Source organism: Marinitoga sp. 38H-ov (assembly GCF_011057715.1).
Taxonomy (GTDB): Bacteria; Thermotogota; Thermotogae; order Petrotogales; family Petrotogaceae; genus Marinitoga.
Genome location: NZ_LNGH01000011.1, coordinates 44764 through 58648, shown reverse-complemented (window position 1 = coordinate 58648; position 13885 = coordinate 44764). Strand labels below are relative to the sequence as shown.

The 13885-nt window shown below is 25.8% G+C and carries 15 protein-coding genes; 12 read left to right on the top strand and 3 right to left on the bottom strand.

The features are described 5' to 3' along the window. Positions 1-80 precede the first annotated feature (80 nt). From AS160_RS04015 to AS160_RS04005, 3 genes are all read left to right on the top strand, one after another. Positions 81-1082: an aromatic ring-hydroxylating dioxygenase subunit alpha gene (locus tag AS160_RS04015; RefSeq protein WP_165145236.1), complete on the top strand. Its 1002-nt coding sequence runs from the start codon at positions 81-83 to the stop codon at positions 1080-1082. Then, positions 1063-2040, top strand: a complete 978-nt coding sequence (locus tag AS160_RS04010; protein WP_165145234.1) for a tocopherol cyclase family protein — start codon at positions 1063-1065, stop codon at positions 2038-2040. Before AS160_RS04015 ends, AS160_RS04010 begins: the two co-directional genes overlap by 20 nt. 62 nt (positions 2041-2102) lie before the next feature. Then, positions 2103-3164 carry an endonuclease/exonuclease/phosphatase family protein gene (locus AS160_RS04005; protein ID WP_165145232.1) on the top strand — a complete coding sequence of 354 codons (1062 nt, stop codon included), beginning with the start codon at positions 2103-2105 and terminating at the stop codon, positions 3162-3164. A gap of 54 nt (positions 3165-3218) precedes the next feature. Here AS160_RS04005 and glgP read toward each other — a convergent pair whose 3' ends face one another. Continuing rightward, on the bottom strand, positions 3219-5783 hold the full coding sequence (gene glgP / locus AS160_RS04000; protein ID WP_165145230.1) for an alpha-glucan family phosphorylase: 2565 nt from the start codon (positions 5781-5783) through the stop codon (positions 3219-3221). 96 nt (positions 5784-5879) lie between these two features. Continuing rightward, positions 5880-7217: a 23S rRNA (uracil(1939)-C(5))-methyltransferase RlmD gene (gene rlmD, locus AS160_RS03995; protein ID WP_165145228.1), complete on the bottom strand. Its 1338-nt coding sequence runs from the start codon at positions 7215-7217 to the stop codon at positions 5880-5882. A 64-nt stretch (positions 7218-7281) separates the two neighbouring features. Between rlmD and AS160_RS11220 the strand changes: the two genes are divergently transcribed. From AS160_RS11220 to AS160_RS03985, 3 genes are read left to right on the top strand one after another with little or no spacing between them, the layout of a single operon-like run. Then, complete coding sequence (locus AS160_RS11220) at positions 7282-7431, top strand: hypothetical protein (protein WP_206528073.1); 150 nt, start codon at positions 7282-7284, stop codon at positions 7429-7431. After that, positions 7413-7694 carry a VOC family protein gene (locus AS160_RS03990; RefSeq protein WP_206528072.1) on the top strand — a complete coding sequence of 94 codons (282 nt, stop codon included), beginning with the start codon at positions 7413-7415 and terminating at the stop codon, positions 7692-7694. Before AS160_RS11220 ends, AS160_RS03990 begins: the two co-directional genes overlap by 19 nt. A 1-nt stretch (position 7695) precedes the next feature. Further along, a complete protein-coding gene (locus AS160_RS03985; RefSeq protein ID WP_165145226.1) occupies positions 7696-8052 on the top strand; it encodes an MmcQ/YjbR family DNA-binding protein in 357 nt (118 codons plus the stop codon). Positions 8053-8059: 7 nt separating this feature from the next. Here the strand turns inward: AS160_RS03985 and AS160_RS03980 are convergent, their stop codons facing one another. Continuing rightward, entirely contained in the window at positions 8060-8953 is an 894-nt protein-coding gene (locus AS160_RS03980; RefSeq protein WP_165145224.1) for a hypothetical protein, read from the bottom strand. Between the two features lie 509 nt (positions 8954-9462). Here AS160_RS03980 and AS160_RS03975 point away from each other — a divergent pair. The 6 genes from AS160_RS03975 to AS160_RS03950 all read left to right on the top strand — a co-directional run bounded on the left by AS160_RS03975 (position 9463) and on the right by AS160_RS03950 (position 13877). After that, complete coding sequence (locus AS160_RS03975) at positions 9463-10044, top strand: HD domain-containing protein (RefSeq protein ID WP_165145222.1); 582 nt, start codon at positions 9463-9465, stop codon at positions 10042-10044. Then, complete coding sequence (locus AS160_RS03970; protein WP_206528071.1) at positions 10028-10525, top strand: transcription repressor NadR; 498 nt, start codon at positions 10028-10030, stop codon at positions 10523-10525. Before AS160_RS03975 ends, AS160_RS03970 begins: the two co-directional genes overlap by 17 nt. Positions 10526-10538: 13 nt before the next feature. After that, entirely contained in the window at positions 10539-11576 is a 1038-nt protein-coding gene (gene ltaE / locus AS160_RS03965) for a low-specificity L-threonine aldolase (RefSeq protein WP_165145220.1), read from the top strand. Next, the gene (locus AS160_RS03960) at positions 11560-12663 is read left to right on the top strand and encodes a GNAT family protein (RefSeq protein ID WP_206528070.1); all 1104 of its coding nucleotides are present in this window, start codon (positions 11560-11562) and stop codon (positions 12661-12663) included. The genes ltaE and AS160_RS03960 overlap by 17 nt, the downstream gene beginning before the upstream one ends. A gap of 296 nt (positions 12664-12959) precedes the next feature. Then, positions 12960-13466, top strand: a complete 507-nt coding sequence (locus tag AS160_RS03955; protein WP_165145214.1) for an NAD(P)H-dependent oxidoreductase subunit E — start codon at positions 12960-12962, stop codon at positions 13464-13466. A gap of 12 nt (positions 13467-13478) precedes the next feature. Further along, complete coding sequence (locus AS160_RS03950; RefSeq protein WP_165145211.1) at positions 13479-13877, top strand: (2Fe-2S) ferredoxin domain-containing protein; 399 nt, start codon at positions 13479-13481, stop codon at positions 13875-13877. Positions 13878-13885: the final 8 nt, after the last annotated feature.

Below are 13885 nucleotides of genomic sequence, written 5' to 3'. Positions count from 1 at the left end.
CCCAACTCGGGAGTGATTTTTTTTGTTATATAACGTTAATATTATGGTATAATTATGATAACATAGAATGGGGGGATATTATGATTAAAAATCAATGGTATATAATACTTTCTTCTAATGAACTAAAAAAAGGAAATTTAATTGGTATTACTAGATTTGGTGAAAAATTAACTCTTTGGAGAGATGAAAATAATAATATTAACTGTATCTCTGATATTTGCTGCCACAGAGGGGCTTCAATTTCTCATGGAAAAATTTTAAATAATGGAGAAAGAGTTATGTGCCCATTTCATGGTTTTGAATATGACTCAACTGGAAAGGTTCAAACAATACCAGCAAATGGTAGAAATACGCCTGTTCCAGATAATTTTAAAGTAAAATCGTTTTATACATATGAATTGGCTAATTTTATTTGGGTTTGGTATGGCGATGAAAAACCTGATAATATCCCTTCATTTTTTGAAGATATTGATGATGAATTTTCGTTTGTAGAATTTAATGAATTATGGAACGTTCATTATAGTAGAGCTATTGAAAATCAATTAGATCCTATTCATGTACCTTTTGTTCATTATAATACAATTGGAAAAGGAAACAGAACTGTAATGGATGGGCCCATTATTAAATGGACAGATGATACCATGTTTTATTATTATATGAAAAGCAGAATAGAAGATGGAACCCCTGCTAAAAAGCCTAATGAATTATCTCAAGAAGATGTTAGTAAGGTTTATTTGGAATTTAAATTTCCAAATTTCTGGGAAAATCATATTGCAGAAAAAATAAGGGTAGTAGCAGCTTTTGTTCCTATAGACGATGAACATACAAAAATATATTTAAGATTTTATAATAAGTTTACAAAGTCAAAAAGTATTAATACTATAATCGGGTGGTTTGCTATACCATTTAATAAAAAGGTTTTAAATCAAGACAAAGTTGTAGTTGAAAAACAAATACCTAAAAAAAGCGAATTAAGAATGAATGAAAATTTAATTACCGGTGATTTACCAATTTTAGAATACAGAAGAAAAAGAGATGAACTAAAAAATAGGGAGGAATTAAATGAATATATGGAATCCTGAAAATTATCATGGAAAAGGCAAAAAAATTTTTTTTGAAGGATGGTATTTTAAGCATACTGATACTCTAAAAAAATATGTTTTTGCAGTTATACCTGGAATTTCACTTGGAAAAGATTCTCATTCTTTTATACAAATTATTGATAATAATAATTTTTCTAAATATTATAGATTTAGTATTACAGATTTTAAATATATAAATAATCCTTTTAGTGTTATAATCGGGAATAATTTTTTTTCTTTAGAAAAATTAGTTTTAAATCTTGAAGATTTTTCTGCTGATTTAAATTTTGAAAATATAAAACCTTGGCCTGTAAATTTATTTAATCCCGGTGCAATGGGACCATATGGATTTTTAAATTTTTTAGAATGTTATCATGGAATATTAAGTTTTAATCATAATGTACATGGTACTGTTACTGTTAAAGGAGAAAAAAAAGACTATAGTAATGGTAATGGTTATATAGAAAAAGATTGGGGAAAATCATTTCCAAAATCATGGATATGGGCATCATCTAATAATTTTGAAAATTATGATGCATCTTTTTCAGCATCAATAGCAAATGTTCCTTTTGGAAAAAGTTATTTTGTAGGATTTATAATAGGATTTTATTTAAATGGAAAGATTTATCAATTTACTACATATAATGGAGCAAAAATATATGATCTAGAAAATAATGAAAATAAAATATCTTTTAAAGTAGTAAGAAAAAAATATCTTATTGAAGTTGAGATAATAAAAAATGAAGGAAATATATTATTAGCTCCTAAAAATGGAGATATGATTGGTAGAGTAAATGAAAGTTTAAGTTCTGAAATAAAAATAGTATTTAAAGAAAATAATAATACAATATTTTCATCAAAAGGTATTCATGCAGGTTTAGAGGTAAATGGCGATATTATAATGGATATTAAAAATGATAAGAAGAGGAAAATATTTTTGAAAAATAATAAGTTTTAATATTAAAATTGTTTTATATATTAAAGTTTTATTATTAATTTTATCAGGAAGGGGATAGTTATATGGGTAAAAAGAAAATACCTGGATGGTTAAAGGTAGTTATTATTGTTATTGTTGCTATTATATTATATTTTCCTGGAGTTATTTTATTTGGGACATTTACAGATTACAATCCTAAAAATATTGAAAATATAAATATAGAAAGTTATTCAGAAAATATTGCCCCTGATGAATTAGTTATTTTTAATTGGAATATAGGATATGCTGGTTTGGGAAAAGATGAGGATTTCTTTTTAGATGGTGGTAAAACATCTGTTCCTTCAAAAGAAAGAGTAAGAAAAAATTTAGAAGGTATAGCTGAAATTTTAAAAAACAATCTATCAGATATATATTTGATTCAAGAAATTGATATTGATAGTCATAGAAGTAATAATATAAATGAATTAGAGTATTTAAAAAATAATGTTTTTGAGAATAATTATAATATAGCTTTTGCAACTAATTACAATGTATTATTTGTTCCTGTACCTTTTTCAAAGCCTATGGGAAAAGTATTATCTGGTTTAACAACTATATCAAAATATAAAATAGAGGAAGCTAAAAGGTATAAATTACCTGGAGAATATAGTTGGCCAACAAAGGTTTTTCAATTAGACAGATGTGTTATTTTATCTAGAATTCCTACAAATAAAGAAAAAGATTTAGTAATAATAAATATTCATCCTAGTGCATATGACTCTGGAGGAACTTTAAGAAAACAACAACTAGAATTTATTTTAAATATAGCTAATGATGAGTTTAAAAAAGGAAATTATGTAATTATAGGCGGGGATTGGAATAGTGAATTTACAAAAACAAACTTTAATTATACAGAAAAAAAACCAGAAAGTTATGTAGAATTACCAGAAAATATGAAAATTGATGGTTGGAAATGGGGATATGATATATCAAATCCAACTAATAGGTCAGTAGCATTTCCGTATAAAAAAGGAGAAAATTTTGTTACTGTTATTGATGGATTTTATGTTTCACCGAATATTGATATTGAATATGTAAAAACATTAAACTATGAATTTGAATATTCTGATCATAACCCAGTAATTTTAAAGGTAAAATTAAAATAATTATTATTATAAATATGAAAAATATATCCCATACATACGTATGGGATATTATTTTTACTGAGGATATTTAACAAATCCTATCAAGTAATGTTGATATGGCATTATTGGATTATAAGGTATTACTCTAACATTCCAACCGTATTGTCCTCTTTCGTCAACTTCAAATTCACCTTCGTATAAATATGTATCTTTATTGACTTCTTTTATTAGTTTCATGTCAAAAGATTTTAAAGAAACAATTTTATTATCTTCAACTTTTGCTAAAACTATTTGCGTTAATATCGAATCAGGTCCAATTCCTGGAGAATATACTTCAGCTTTTACTTCTATTTTTCCTCCTGTAGAGTATTCAACGTCTTCATTAACATTAGATAAAACCTTTATTCTAATGCCATCCCAGTTTCTCTCTAATATTTCCACCCAATTACTAAATTTCTTTGCAATAGAATAATTATCTTTTGTAAATTTTGTGCCTAATTCAGCAGCGGTCATATATAATTTTTGTGTATATTCTTTTAACATTCTATGAGTGTTAAAAAATGATGTAACAGATATTATAGATTCTTTCATTATTTTTATCCATTCTCTAGAAACACCTAATTCTTCATTATGATCATAATATAGAGGGACAATTTCTTTTTCTAATGTGTTATATATTGATGAACTATCAATTCTATCCTGTAATTCTAAGTCAATATAATCTCTTTCATCACCAATAGCCCATCCATTTTTACCATTATAACCTTCTACCCACCAACCATCTAGTACGCTGAAGTTAGGAGAACCATTCATTCCTGCTTTTTGACCACTAGTTCCACTTGCTTCCCTTGGCCTTCTAGGGTTGTTTAACCAAACATCTACTCCAGCAACTAAATGTCTTGCAACATTCATGTCGTAATTTTCTATAAATACTATTTTATCTTTAAATTCTGGCATTCTAGAAATTTCATATATTCTTTTAATTAATTCTTGTCCTGGTTTATCTGCAGGATGAGCTTTACCAGCAAATATTAATTGTACAGGTCTTTCTGGATTATTTAATATTTTACTTAATCTTTCTAAATCTCTAAAAATCAAAGTAGCTCTTTTATAAGTTGCAAATCTTCTAGCAAATCCTATTGTTAAAGCGTTAGGATCTAATATTTTTTCTACTTCTTCTAATTGTTCAACAGTTTCACCATGTCTCATTCTTTGTTTTATAGTTCTATTATGAACAAAATCGATTAATTTCTTTTTTAAATTTTTCCTTACATTCCATAATTCTTCATCAGGTATATTATCTATTTTTTTCCATAAGTCAGGATCATCAACTTTTTCATGCCAATCTTTTCCTAAATAATTATTAAATAAATCTTGTAATTCTTTTGAAATCCATGTTGTAGCATGTACGCCATTAGTTACATGTGTAATGGGAACTTCTACGGCCTCTAAACCTTTCCATACATCTTTAGCTAAATCTCTTGAAACTTCACCATGTAATTTACTTACACCATTTGCTCTAGAAGATAAATTTAAAGCTAATGCGGTCATTGAAAATAATTCTGAACCATCGGGTCTTATTTCTGCTCCTAAATCTAAAAATTCTCTTCTAGAAGCTTTTAATTGTGGATAATAATTTTTAAAATATTTATCCATTAAATGAAATGGGAATGCATCATGACCGGCTGGAACTGGAGTATGAGTTGTAAATACTCCGCTTGCCTTTACAGCTTGAATAGCTTCTTTAAAAGTTAGTCCTTCTTGAACTAATTCTCTTATTCTTTCTAAACCCAAAAATGCAGAATGTCCTTCATTCATATGCCATACAGATGGATTGTATCCAAGAGCTCTTAAAGCTCTAACCCCTCCAATACCTAATAATATTTCTTGTTTTATACGCATTTCTTGGTCTCCACCATATAATTGGTATGTAATCATTCTGTCTTCTGGATCATTTTGCGGTATATCTGTATCTAAGTAAATTAAATTAATTCTTCCAACTCGTAATTTCCATACCTTAGCGTATACTTTTCTATTATCCAATTCAACAAAAATATATAATTCATTTCCTTCTTTATCTTTTACAGGGACAACAGGGAAATTATCAAAATCATATGGGTTAAATATAGACTCTTGCCAACCTTCGGAGTTGATTCTTTGTTCGAAATACCCTTGTTTGTATAATAATCCTACTGCTACAAGAGGTATCCCTAAATCGCTAGATGATTTTAAATGATCTCCTGCTAATACTCCTAATCCACCAGAGTAGTTTGGGAATGATTCATGAAGACCATATTCAGCACAGAAATATGCGAATTCTCCACCTTTATATTCGCGATGAGTAGATTTAAACCAAGTATTTTCTGCTTTCATGTAATTGTCAAACTTTTCCATAACTAATGAATATAGTGCAATAATAGCATTATTTTCTGCAGCATCATTTAATTTTTTTTGGCTTACCCTTTTTAAAAATAGTATTGGATTTCTGTTTACTTCAATCCACAATTTTTCATCTATTCTTTCGAATATCTCCTGAGCATCATAGTTCCATGTCCACCAAAGATTTTTGCTTAATTCTGGTAATCTAGATAATTTTTCTGGAACTTTAGGTAATACATTAATTTTAGAAATAAATTCCATGGAAAGTCCTCCCTCCAAATTTTATTATCCAAATCATATTATACCAAAAAACATTGTTTTTTTTCAATAACTAAAGGAAATTAACTTTAATTAGTTTTAATTGTCAATATTTAACTTTAAAAACGCAAAATTCTCAATATGAAATGTATTAGGGAACATATCAAAAGGTCTTATAAACTCGATTCTATAAACTTCGTTTAATATATTTAAATCTCTAGATAATGTTGTTGGATCACAAGATAAATAGAAAATATTTTTAGGTTTCAATTGTAAAATTTTGTTTAAAACTTCTTTATCAATTCCATTTCTTGGAGGGTCTACTATTAATAAATCCACTTTTTTATCATATTGAGAAATAAATTCTTTAACATCCGCTTTAACAAAAGAAGTGTTTTTTATATTATTTATATTAGCGTTAGAATGAGCTGCTTTAACCGATATGACGTTATTTTCTACTCCTGTAACATGTTTAAATAAAGGTGCTAAATATATTGAGAATAAACCAACGCCAGAATATAAATCCAATAATGTACCAGAAATTTTTTCTTCTTTAATAATTTTAACAAATTCGTTTAAAACTTTTTTGGTTACATTATAATTATTTTGGAAAAAAGCTGTAGGTGGAATTTGGTATTCAAAACCATCGAATTCTTCTTTAATAACTCCTTCACCTTTTAATGTTTTATATGGTCCTCTTAATACAACTGAATCAGATCCGTTCATAACATGAATAATAGAATCTGACTTTATTTTTTCTTTTATTAATGATTTAAAATTTTTATAATTTGATATATATTCTGTTTTTGTAATGAAAATAGACATTAATTCATTTTTTGAAAATGATTTTCTTAATACTAAATGTTTAAATTCACCTTTTTTGGTTTTAGGATTATATATTTTTAAATTTAATGCTTCAAAAATTTTCCTTGTTTCGGATATTGTACTATTAAATTCTTTTGGTGCAATTAAACATTTTTTTATATCTACGATTTCATTGCTATTTCTCTTTTTTAATCCGATTTTAATATTTCCTTTATTGTATGAAAAGGCAAATTCCATTTTACTTCTATAACCTATAATATCATCTGATTCAAAAACGTCTAATACTAACTCATCATTTAGTTTTCCAATTCTTCTAATTTGTTCTTTTACAATATCTTTTTTAATTTTTAGTTGTTCATTATACTCTAAATCAAGCATTTGACACCCACCACATTCTTGGAAATGAGGACATATCGGTCTATTCCTGTATGGTGACTTTTCTAAATATTCTATAACCTCTGCAAAATATACATCCTTTTTATTATTTTTTACATTAATTCTTACAAATTCACCTGGGTAAGCATGTTCTATCATATATATTTTGTTATCATACCTGGCAAATCCATATCCACCGTTTACAATTTTTTCAACTACTAAATCAATAGTATTCATCTAATCACCTCTTAAATTATGATATAATTGTTATACATATTATATCATAAAGGGTGGTAAAAAAATGATTATAATACCTTATTTGAATTTTAAAGGTAATTGTGAAGAAGCTATGAATTTTTATGCTAAAGTATTTGGAGGTGAAATCACATACTTGATGAGATTTAAAGATGGTTCTGATGAATTTAAAAAAATTTGCCTGAAGAGAAATTAGAAAAGATAATGCATTGGGAATTAAAAATAAAAGATCAAATATTATATTTTTCTGATTATGCAGAGGTTGTGGAAGGAAATATGGTTTTTTTAAATATTAATTGCGAGTCTGAAGAAGAAATAATTAATATATATGAAAAATTAAGTGAAGGCGGAAAGATATATATGGAATTACAAGACACATTTTGGGGGGCAAAATTTGCTACTTTAATTGATAAATACGGTATAAACTGGAGTTTAAATTATCAAAAAACAGGTGAATAATATGGATTTAGAAAATTTAAAAGAATATTGTTTAAACAAAAAGGGAGTTTGGATTGATTTTCCATTTGATGAAGAAAATATGGTATTTAAAGTTGGATCTAAAATGTTTGCGTTAACGAACATTAATAGTGAAAGATTTTGGGTAAATTTAAAATGCGATCCATTTCTTTCAGAAAAATTAAGAGAAGAGTATAAAGGGATTATTCCTGGATATCATATGAATAAGAAGCATTGGAATACAGTATATATTAATGAAGATGTTCCTGATGAAAAAATAAAATGGTTAATAGATATATCATATGATTTAGTTTTTAAATCTTTGAAAAAATCTGAAAAAGATGAAATAAAGGGCTCTTAATGGCCCTTTATTTAATACCTAAATGTTCAAAAAGTTCATCATTTTCAATTTTTAAATTCCAATCATCTAATAATATTTTAGACAATATTTCTCTTCCGTTTCTATGCTCGACTTTTTCTATTATCATTTTAAATATTTCAGGTGTGATTTTGTACATTTTATTTAATTCTTCAAAAGTAAATTTAGCATTTGATATGTTTATTGGATCAAACATACACTTTTGAGGCATTAAAGGGCACGTTACTTTTTCTCTTTCTTTACCAAATTCAAACAACATGCCACATTTCTGACAATAGTATTTACCGATTTTCATTTCGCCAAATATATTAATAAAATCTATTATAATTTTTTTATCTAAATTTAGAAATTCTTTTAAATAATTAACTCCCTCATTTATAATATCTTTTAAAACATTTTTATCTTGCCAAACTTTTTCCGGATCCATAATAATAAAAGCGATATCTTGTTCGTTGATCCTTTGAGCAGTTTCACATCCACTTATTATAATAACAAAACTTTTTATTGTTTGAATTGGTTGATTAGTATAATTAATATTCCAATTATCTAAAAATTCAATATAGGTTTTAGCGAATATTTTTCCTAAATTTTCTGGATTTTTTATTATTTTTGCAAGAAATTTTTGAGGAATTTTAGGGTAATATAATCCAAACTTTTCAATTGCTTCTGGAGATTCAGCAGATAAATTTTCTACAGCAATTGGAGTGTTAATACACATATTAGTCATATAAGGACATTTTGGTTTATTCAATCTGAAAAATTTTTTGCAAGTAGCACACCAGTACCTATTAGTATTTGATTTCATGCCTTCGGGCAATGTTTTTAACTTTTCTTGAATCATCATCATTTTAGACATATTTTTCATATTCATTTTATTTTCCATATTACCCTCCTATAAAAAAGAAAAATTAGAAATATATAATATTATAATTTTCTAATTTTACAATAAATTTAGAAACTAATTAAATGAATCTAAATTTTATTCCAGGTTATTTTTTTACATGTATTTCATATTTTATTGAAGTTATGAATGTTTTGGTATTTATATTGCTATCACTTTGCAAGAAGAGGATTTATAGTTGATAAATAAAATTAAAACCTTTTTGTATTCAAATGTATATAATGTAGTGGTTATATTTTCTCTTTCATATTTACAATCATCTTTCTGTTCAAAATAAATAAAATTCTAATAAGTATGACTTTTTATTTTATATTCTCTCTTGATAGTAGTTTTGTCAATACTATACAACTTAATAAAAAAATAAATAATTTTGTAATATCATTTATTACAAATTAATTGGCATTAATTATATTTAAATATTTTTCATATAATATATAAATGTAATATTTGAATTATTTTTTTGAAATGATATAATAAAACAGGTGATAAAAATGAATTTTATAGAAAGAACATATAAATTTTTATTAGAACAAGATCTGGATCATACACATGATTTAGGACATATTTTAAGGGTAACTAAATTTGCAGAAATTATTGCTTTAAGTGAAAAAGCAAATAAAGAAATTGTTACTATTTCTGCATTATTACATGATATAGCTAGGCCTGATGAATTAAAAGGGGTTATTAAAGATCATGCTGAAGAAGGTGCTAAAAGAGCAAAAGAATTTTTGATCAGTATTAATTATCCATATTATGAAGAGGTTTATTATTGTATAAATAATCATAGATTTAAAAAACAAATTATTCCTGAAACTTTAGAAGCAAAAATTTTACAAGATGCAGATAGATTAGATGCTTTAGGGTATATTGGAATTGCAAGAGTGTTTATGCATAAAAATGGTGGAAGTATTAATGAAAGAATTAATCATTTTTATGAAAAAATTTTAAAATTGAAAGATTTTATGCATACAAAAACAGCTCGAAAAATAGCTGTTGGAAAATCTAAAATAATAGAAGATTATATTAATGGTTTAAAGGAAGAAATTGAGGTGTATTATGGAAAAAAAAGATAAAATTTTAAGCATATTAATGAAAACTAATACTCCAATTAAAGGAAAGGATTTAGCAGAACAAATAGGTGTAAGTAGGCAAATGATAATACAATATATATCAAAATTAAAAACAGAAGGTTATAATATTTCTTCAACACGAGAAGGATATATTTTAGAACGAGAAAAAGGAATAAGAAAAATGATAGCAGTAAAACATTCTTCTGATGAAATAGAAGATGAACTTTTTTTAATTGTAAAAGCAGGAGGAAAAATTTTGGATGTTGTAGTGGAACATCCAATATATGGAGAAATAAAGGGAAGAATAGATGTAGAAAATGAAAATGATATTATTAAATTTATGAGCTTAATAAAAACAACTAACGCAACACCATTATTGGAGTTATCCGGTGGAATTCACATACATACTATTGAAGTTAAAGATGAAGAAACTTTTGAAAAAGTAAAAAAATCTATAAAAAAATATTTGATATTAGAAAATTGAAAAGAGGGATAATATGAATTTTATTGATTTAAGAAGCGATACAGTAACAGTTCCTACTGAAGAAATGAGAAAAGCAATGTATGAAGCTGAAGTAGGTGATGATGTATATGATGAAGATCTTACTGTAAAAAAACTTGAAAATATGACAGCTGAAATATTAGGAAAAGAAGCAGGTTTATTTGTTCCTAGTGGAACATTTGGTAATCAGCTTTGTCTTTTGACGCATTGTAATAGAGGAGATGAAGTAATCTTAGGTGATGATTGTCATATTGTTCAACATGAAGCTGGTGCGGCTTCAATTATAGCTGGAGTGCAGTTAAGGACTATTAAGTCAAACAAAGGAATGTTGAGCCCTGAAGAAATAGAAGAAAAAATTAGAAAAGAAGAGGATATACACTACCCAAAAACAGGTTTAATAGCACTAGAAAATGCTCATTCAAATGGAAGAGTAATACCTTTAGAAAATTTTATGAAAATTAGAGTTATTGCTGATAAATACAATATCCCAATACATCTTGATGGTGCACGAATTTTCAATGCTGCAGCAACATTAAATAATAAACCAAAAGAAATTGCTAAATTTGCAGATTCAGTAAGTTTTTGCCTTTCAAAAGGATTATGTGCTCCGGTAGGATCTGTTGTAGTAGGTTCTAAAGAGTTTATAGAAAAAGCCAAAAAGAATAGAAAAATTATGGGTGGTGGTTTAAGACAAGCTGGTGTTTTAGCAGCAGCTGGAATTGTAGCTTTAGAAAAAATGAGATTTAGACTTATAGAAGATCATGAAAATGCTAAATATTTAGCAGAAAAGTTATCTAAATATGATTTTATTGAAATAATTGAAAAAGTTGAAATAAATATGGTATTTTTTAAAATTAATAAAAAGTTTGATAATAATGAATTTATTTTTTTTATGAAAAATAACGGCATAAAAATTAATCCACCTGAAGAAGGTATTTATAGGTTTGTTACCCATTATTGGGTTAAGAGAGAAGATTTAGATAAAGTTATTAATGTTATGGAAAAATTCTTTAAGGGTGATAACAATATATAAAAATCATTATGGTGATTTATTTTTTAAAATAGTTAATGAAAATGAATTTTATGACATATTAAATGGTATTGAAAAAATACCAAAAAGATCTGTTTATTTTTTTTCAGAATTAGATATTAATTCTTTTTATTTAAATAATATAGGGGAATTAATTATATACAATTGTAAAAAAGAATTGTCTTCTAAAAAAACATTTATTGATTTTTCACCAGATAATGAATTGATATATTCAATATTAAAATTATTAAAAAAATCAATTATTCCTATTACAATATGGGACTTAGTGAATTTTTATAAAAAAGGATACAAAATAAGATATTTAAAGGAAAAGGATAATATTTTGGCATTATATATAATGAATAAAAATGTGGTTGAATTTATGTTTTTTGAAGTAGAAAATGTTAATCTTATGAATCAAGCATTATATGATATATCAACATTTGTTGACGATACATATGTATTAAATGTTTATTCATATCAAAAAAAACTTATTAGTTTATTATCTTTAAAAGGAAGTATTGAATATAATAAATATAAGATTTTTAAATTAGATGGTTATGGTATCTATATTGGATCGCCACAAAAAAATGATTCAAATAAATTAATAGAATTTTTTGAAAAAATTTTTGAAAATTCTGAAACTTTAGCTACTAAATATGATGAATTTGATAAAACATCAAAGGATTTTGAAAAAATTATAGATTTATCAAGAAAAAATTATGGATTAAGAATATTAGTAGCTAAAAATAAAAATTCTATTATAGGGAATTGCGATATTTTTTGGAATATAACAAGAAAAAGGTTAGAGAAAACTGCAAAACTTGGGGTTAGTGTATTAGAAGATTATAGAAATATTGGTATTGCTACAACTCTTATTAATAATCATATTACTTGGTGTATAGAAAATTCAAATATACATAGACTTGAGCTAGAAGTTTTTTCAAATAATACTAAAGCAATATCTTTATATGAAAAACTTGGATTTTCTATTGAAGGAAAAAGAAAAGAAGCAGCATATATTAATTCTAAATATATCGATATTTTAATGATGGGTTATATAGTTGAACCAATAAGATTTTTTTTGTGAACTAATGTATATACATATACATTTTGTATATATAAAATTAATTTAAAAGTATCATTATGGCATATTTTTAACAATTAATTAATATTTGCTTTTCTATATTGTTATATTTCACATATCAATTTAAATTTAATTATAATATAATAACACCGTAGTGAATTATTTTTCATTATTGTGAACTTGTGAAAAAAATATCTAAATATGACTTTTTTTATCCATATTATAGAATGTGAAAAAAATATCTATTTTTCATATATATATATTTTTTGTATATAAATTTATCTCAAGGAGGGAACGGAATGTCCGTAGAACTTGAAAACAAGTTAAAAGAAGTAGAAGCTTATATTGATTCATTGGGATTAGAAGAAAAAGATAAAGTAACGAAAAGAAGTTATTTGATTCATGTGTTACATAAAGCACAAGAAATAATAGGTTATTTACCTATTGAAGTGCAAAAAATAATTGCGAAAAAATTGGACGTTCATGCTTCAGATGTATATGGTGTTGTAACTTTTTATAACTTTTTTAGTATGAAACCAAAAGGAAAATATCCAATTAATGTTTGTTTAGGAACAGCATGTTATGTTAGAGGTTCTGGGGATATTTTAGAAGAATTTAAAAAGCAATTAGGAATTAAAGAAAATGAAACTACAGAAGATGGCATGTTTAGTATTCATGCTGTTAGATGTGTAGGTGCCTGTGGTTTGGCTCCAGTTGTTATGATTGGAGATGAAGTGCATGGAAGATTAACAACTAAAGATGTAAAAAAATTAATTAAAGAGTATAAAGAAAAGGATAATAATTAAGGAGGGGTTTTTATGCCTAAAATAAAAAGTTTAGAAGATTTATTAAAACAAAAGGAATCCGCAAAAGATAAATTATCCTTAAGAAAAGTTGCAGAAAACGATAATGTAATTACTTTGAGAGTTGCTATGGGGACATGTGGAATTGCAGCTGGAGCTAAAGAAACATTTGATAAATTATTAGAAACGATAGAAGAAAAGAAATTAGAAAATATAAGAGTTATTCAAACAGGATGTATGGGTTATTGTCACGCTGAGCCTACAGTAGAAGTTGTTGAACCAGGAAAAGAACCAATATTATATGGAAAAATTTCTGGAGATAAAGCAAAAGAATTGATTGAAAAACATATTTTAAATGGAGAATTATTACAAGATTCAATTATAGGAGAAACACATACATCTATTAACGAATAAGGAGGGAA

Bases quoted from the DNA above. Each gene is read 5' to 3' on its own strand.
- AS160_RS04015 (WP_165145236.1), top strand. From the start codon at position 81: ATGATTAAAAATCAATGGTATATAATACTTTCTTCTAATGAACTAAAA.
- AS160_RS11220 (WP_206528073.1), top strand. From the start codon at position 7,282: ATGATTATAATACCTTATTTGAATTTTAAAGGTAATTGTGAAGAAGCT.
- glgP (WP_165145230.1), bottom strand. From the start codon at position 5,783: ATGGAATTTATTTCTAAAATTAATGTATTACCTAAAGTTCCAGAAAAA.
- AS160_RS03980 (WP_165145224.1), bottom strand. From the start codon at position 8,953: ATGGAAAATAAAATGAATATGAAAAATATGTCTAAAATGATGATGATT.
- rlmD (WP_165145228.1), bottom strand. From the start codon at position 7,217: ATGAATACTATTGATTTAGTAGTTGAAAAAATTGTAAACGGTGGATAT.
- AS160_RS04005 (WP_165145232.1), top strand. From the start codon at position 2,103: ATGGGTAAAAAGAAAATACCTGGATGGTTAAAGGTAGTTATTATTGTT.
- AS160_RS03955 (WP_165145214.1), top strand. From the start codon at position 12,960: ATGTCCGTAGAACTTGAAAACAAGTTAAAAGAAGTAGAAGCTTATATT.
- AS160_RS03985 (WP_165145226.1), top strand. From the start codon at position 7,696: ATGGATTTAGAAAATTTAAAAGAATATTGTTTAAACAAAAAGGGAGTT.
- AS160_RS03975 (WP_165145222.1), top strand. From the start codon at position 9,463: ATGAATTTTATAGAAAGAACATATAAATTTTTATTAGAACAAGATCTG.
- AS160_RS03950 (WP_165145211.1), top strand. From the start codon at position 13,479: ATGCCTAAAATAAAAAGTTTAGAAGATTTATTAAAACAAAAGGAATCC.
- AS160_RS04010 (WP_165145234.1), top strand. From the start codon at position 1,063: ATGAATATATGGAATCCTGAAAATTATCATGGAAAAGGCAAAAAAATT.
- ltaE (WP_165145220.1), top strand. From the start codon at position 10,539: ATGAATTTTATTGATTTAAGAAGCGATACAGTAACAGTTCCTACTGAA.
- AS160_RS03970 (WP_206528071.1), top strand. From the start codon at position 10,028: ATGGAAAAAAAAGATAAAATTTTAAGCATATTAATGAAAACTAATACT.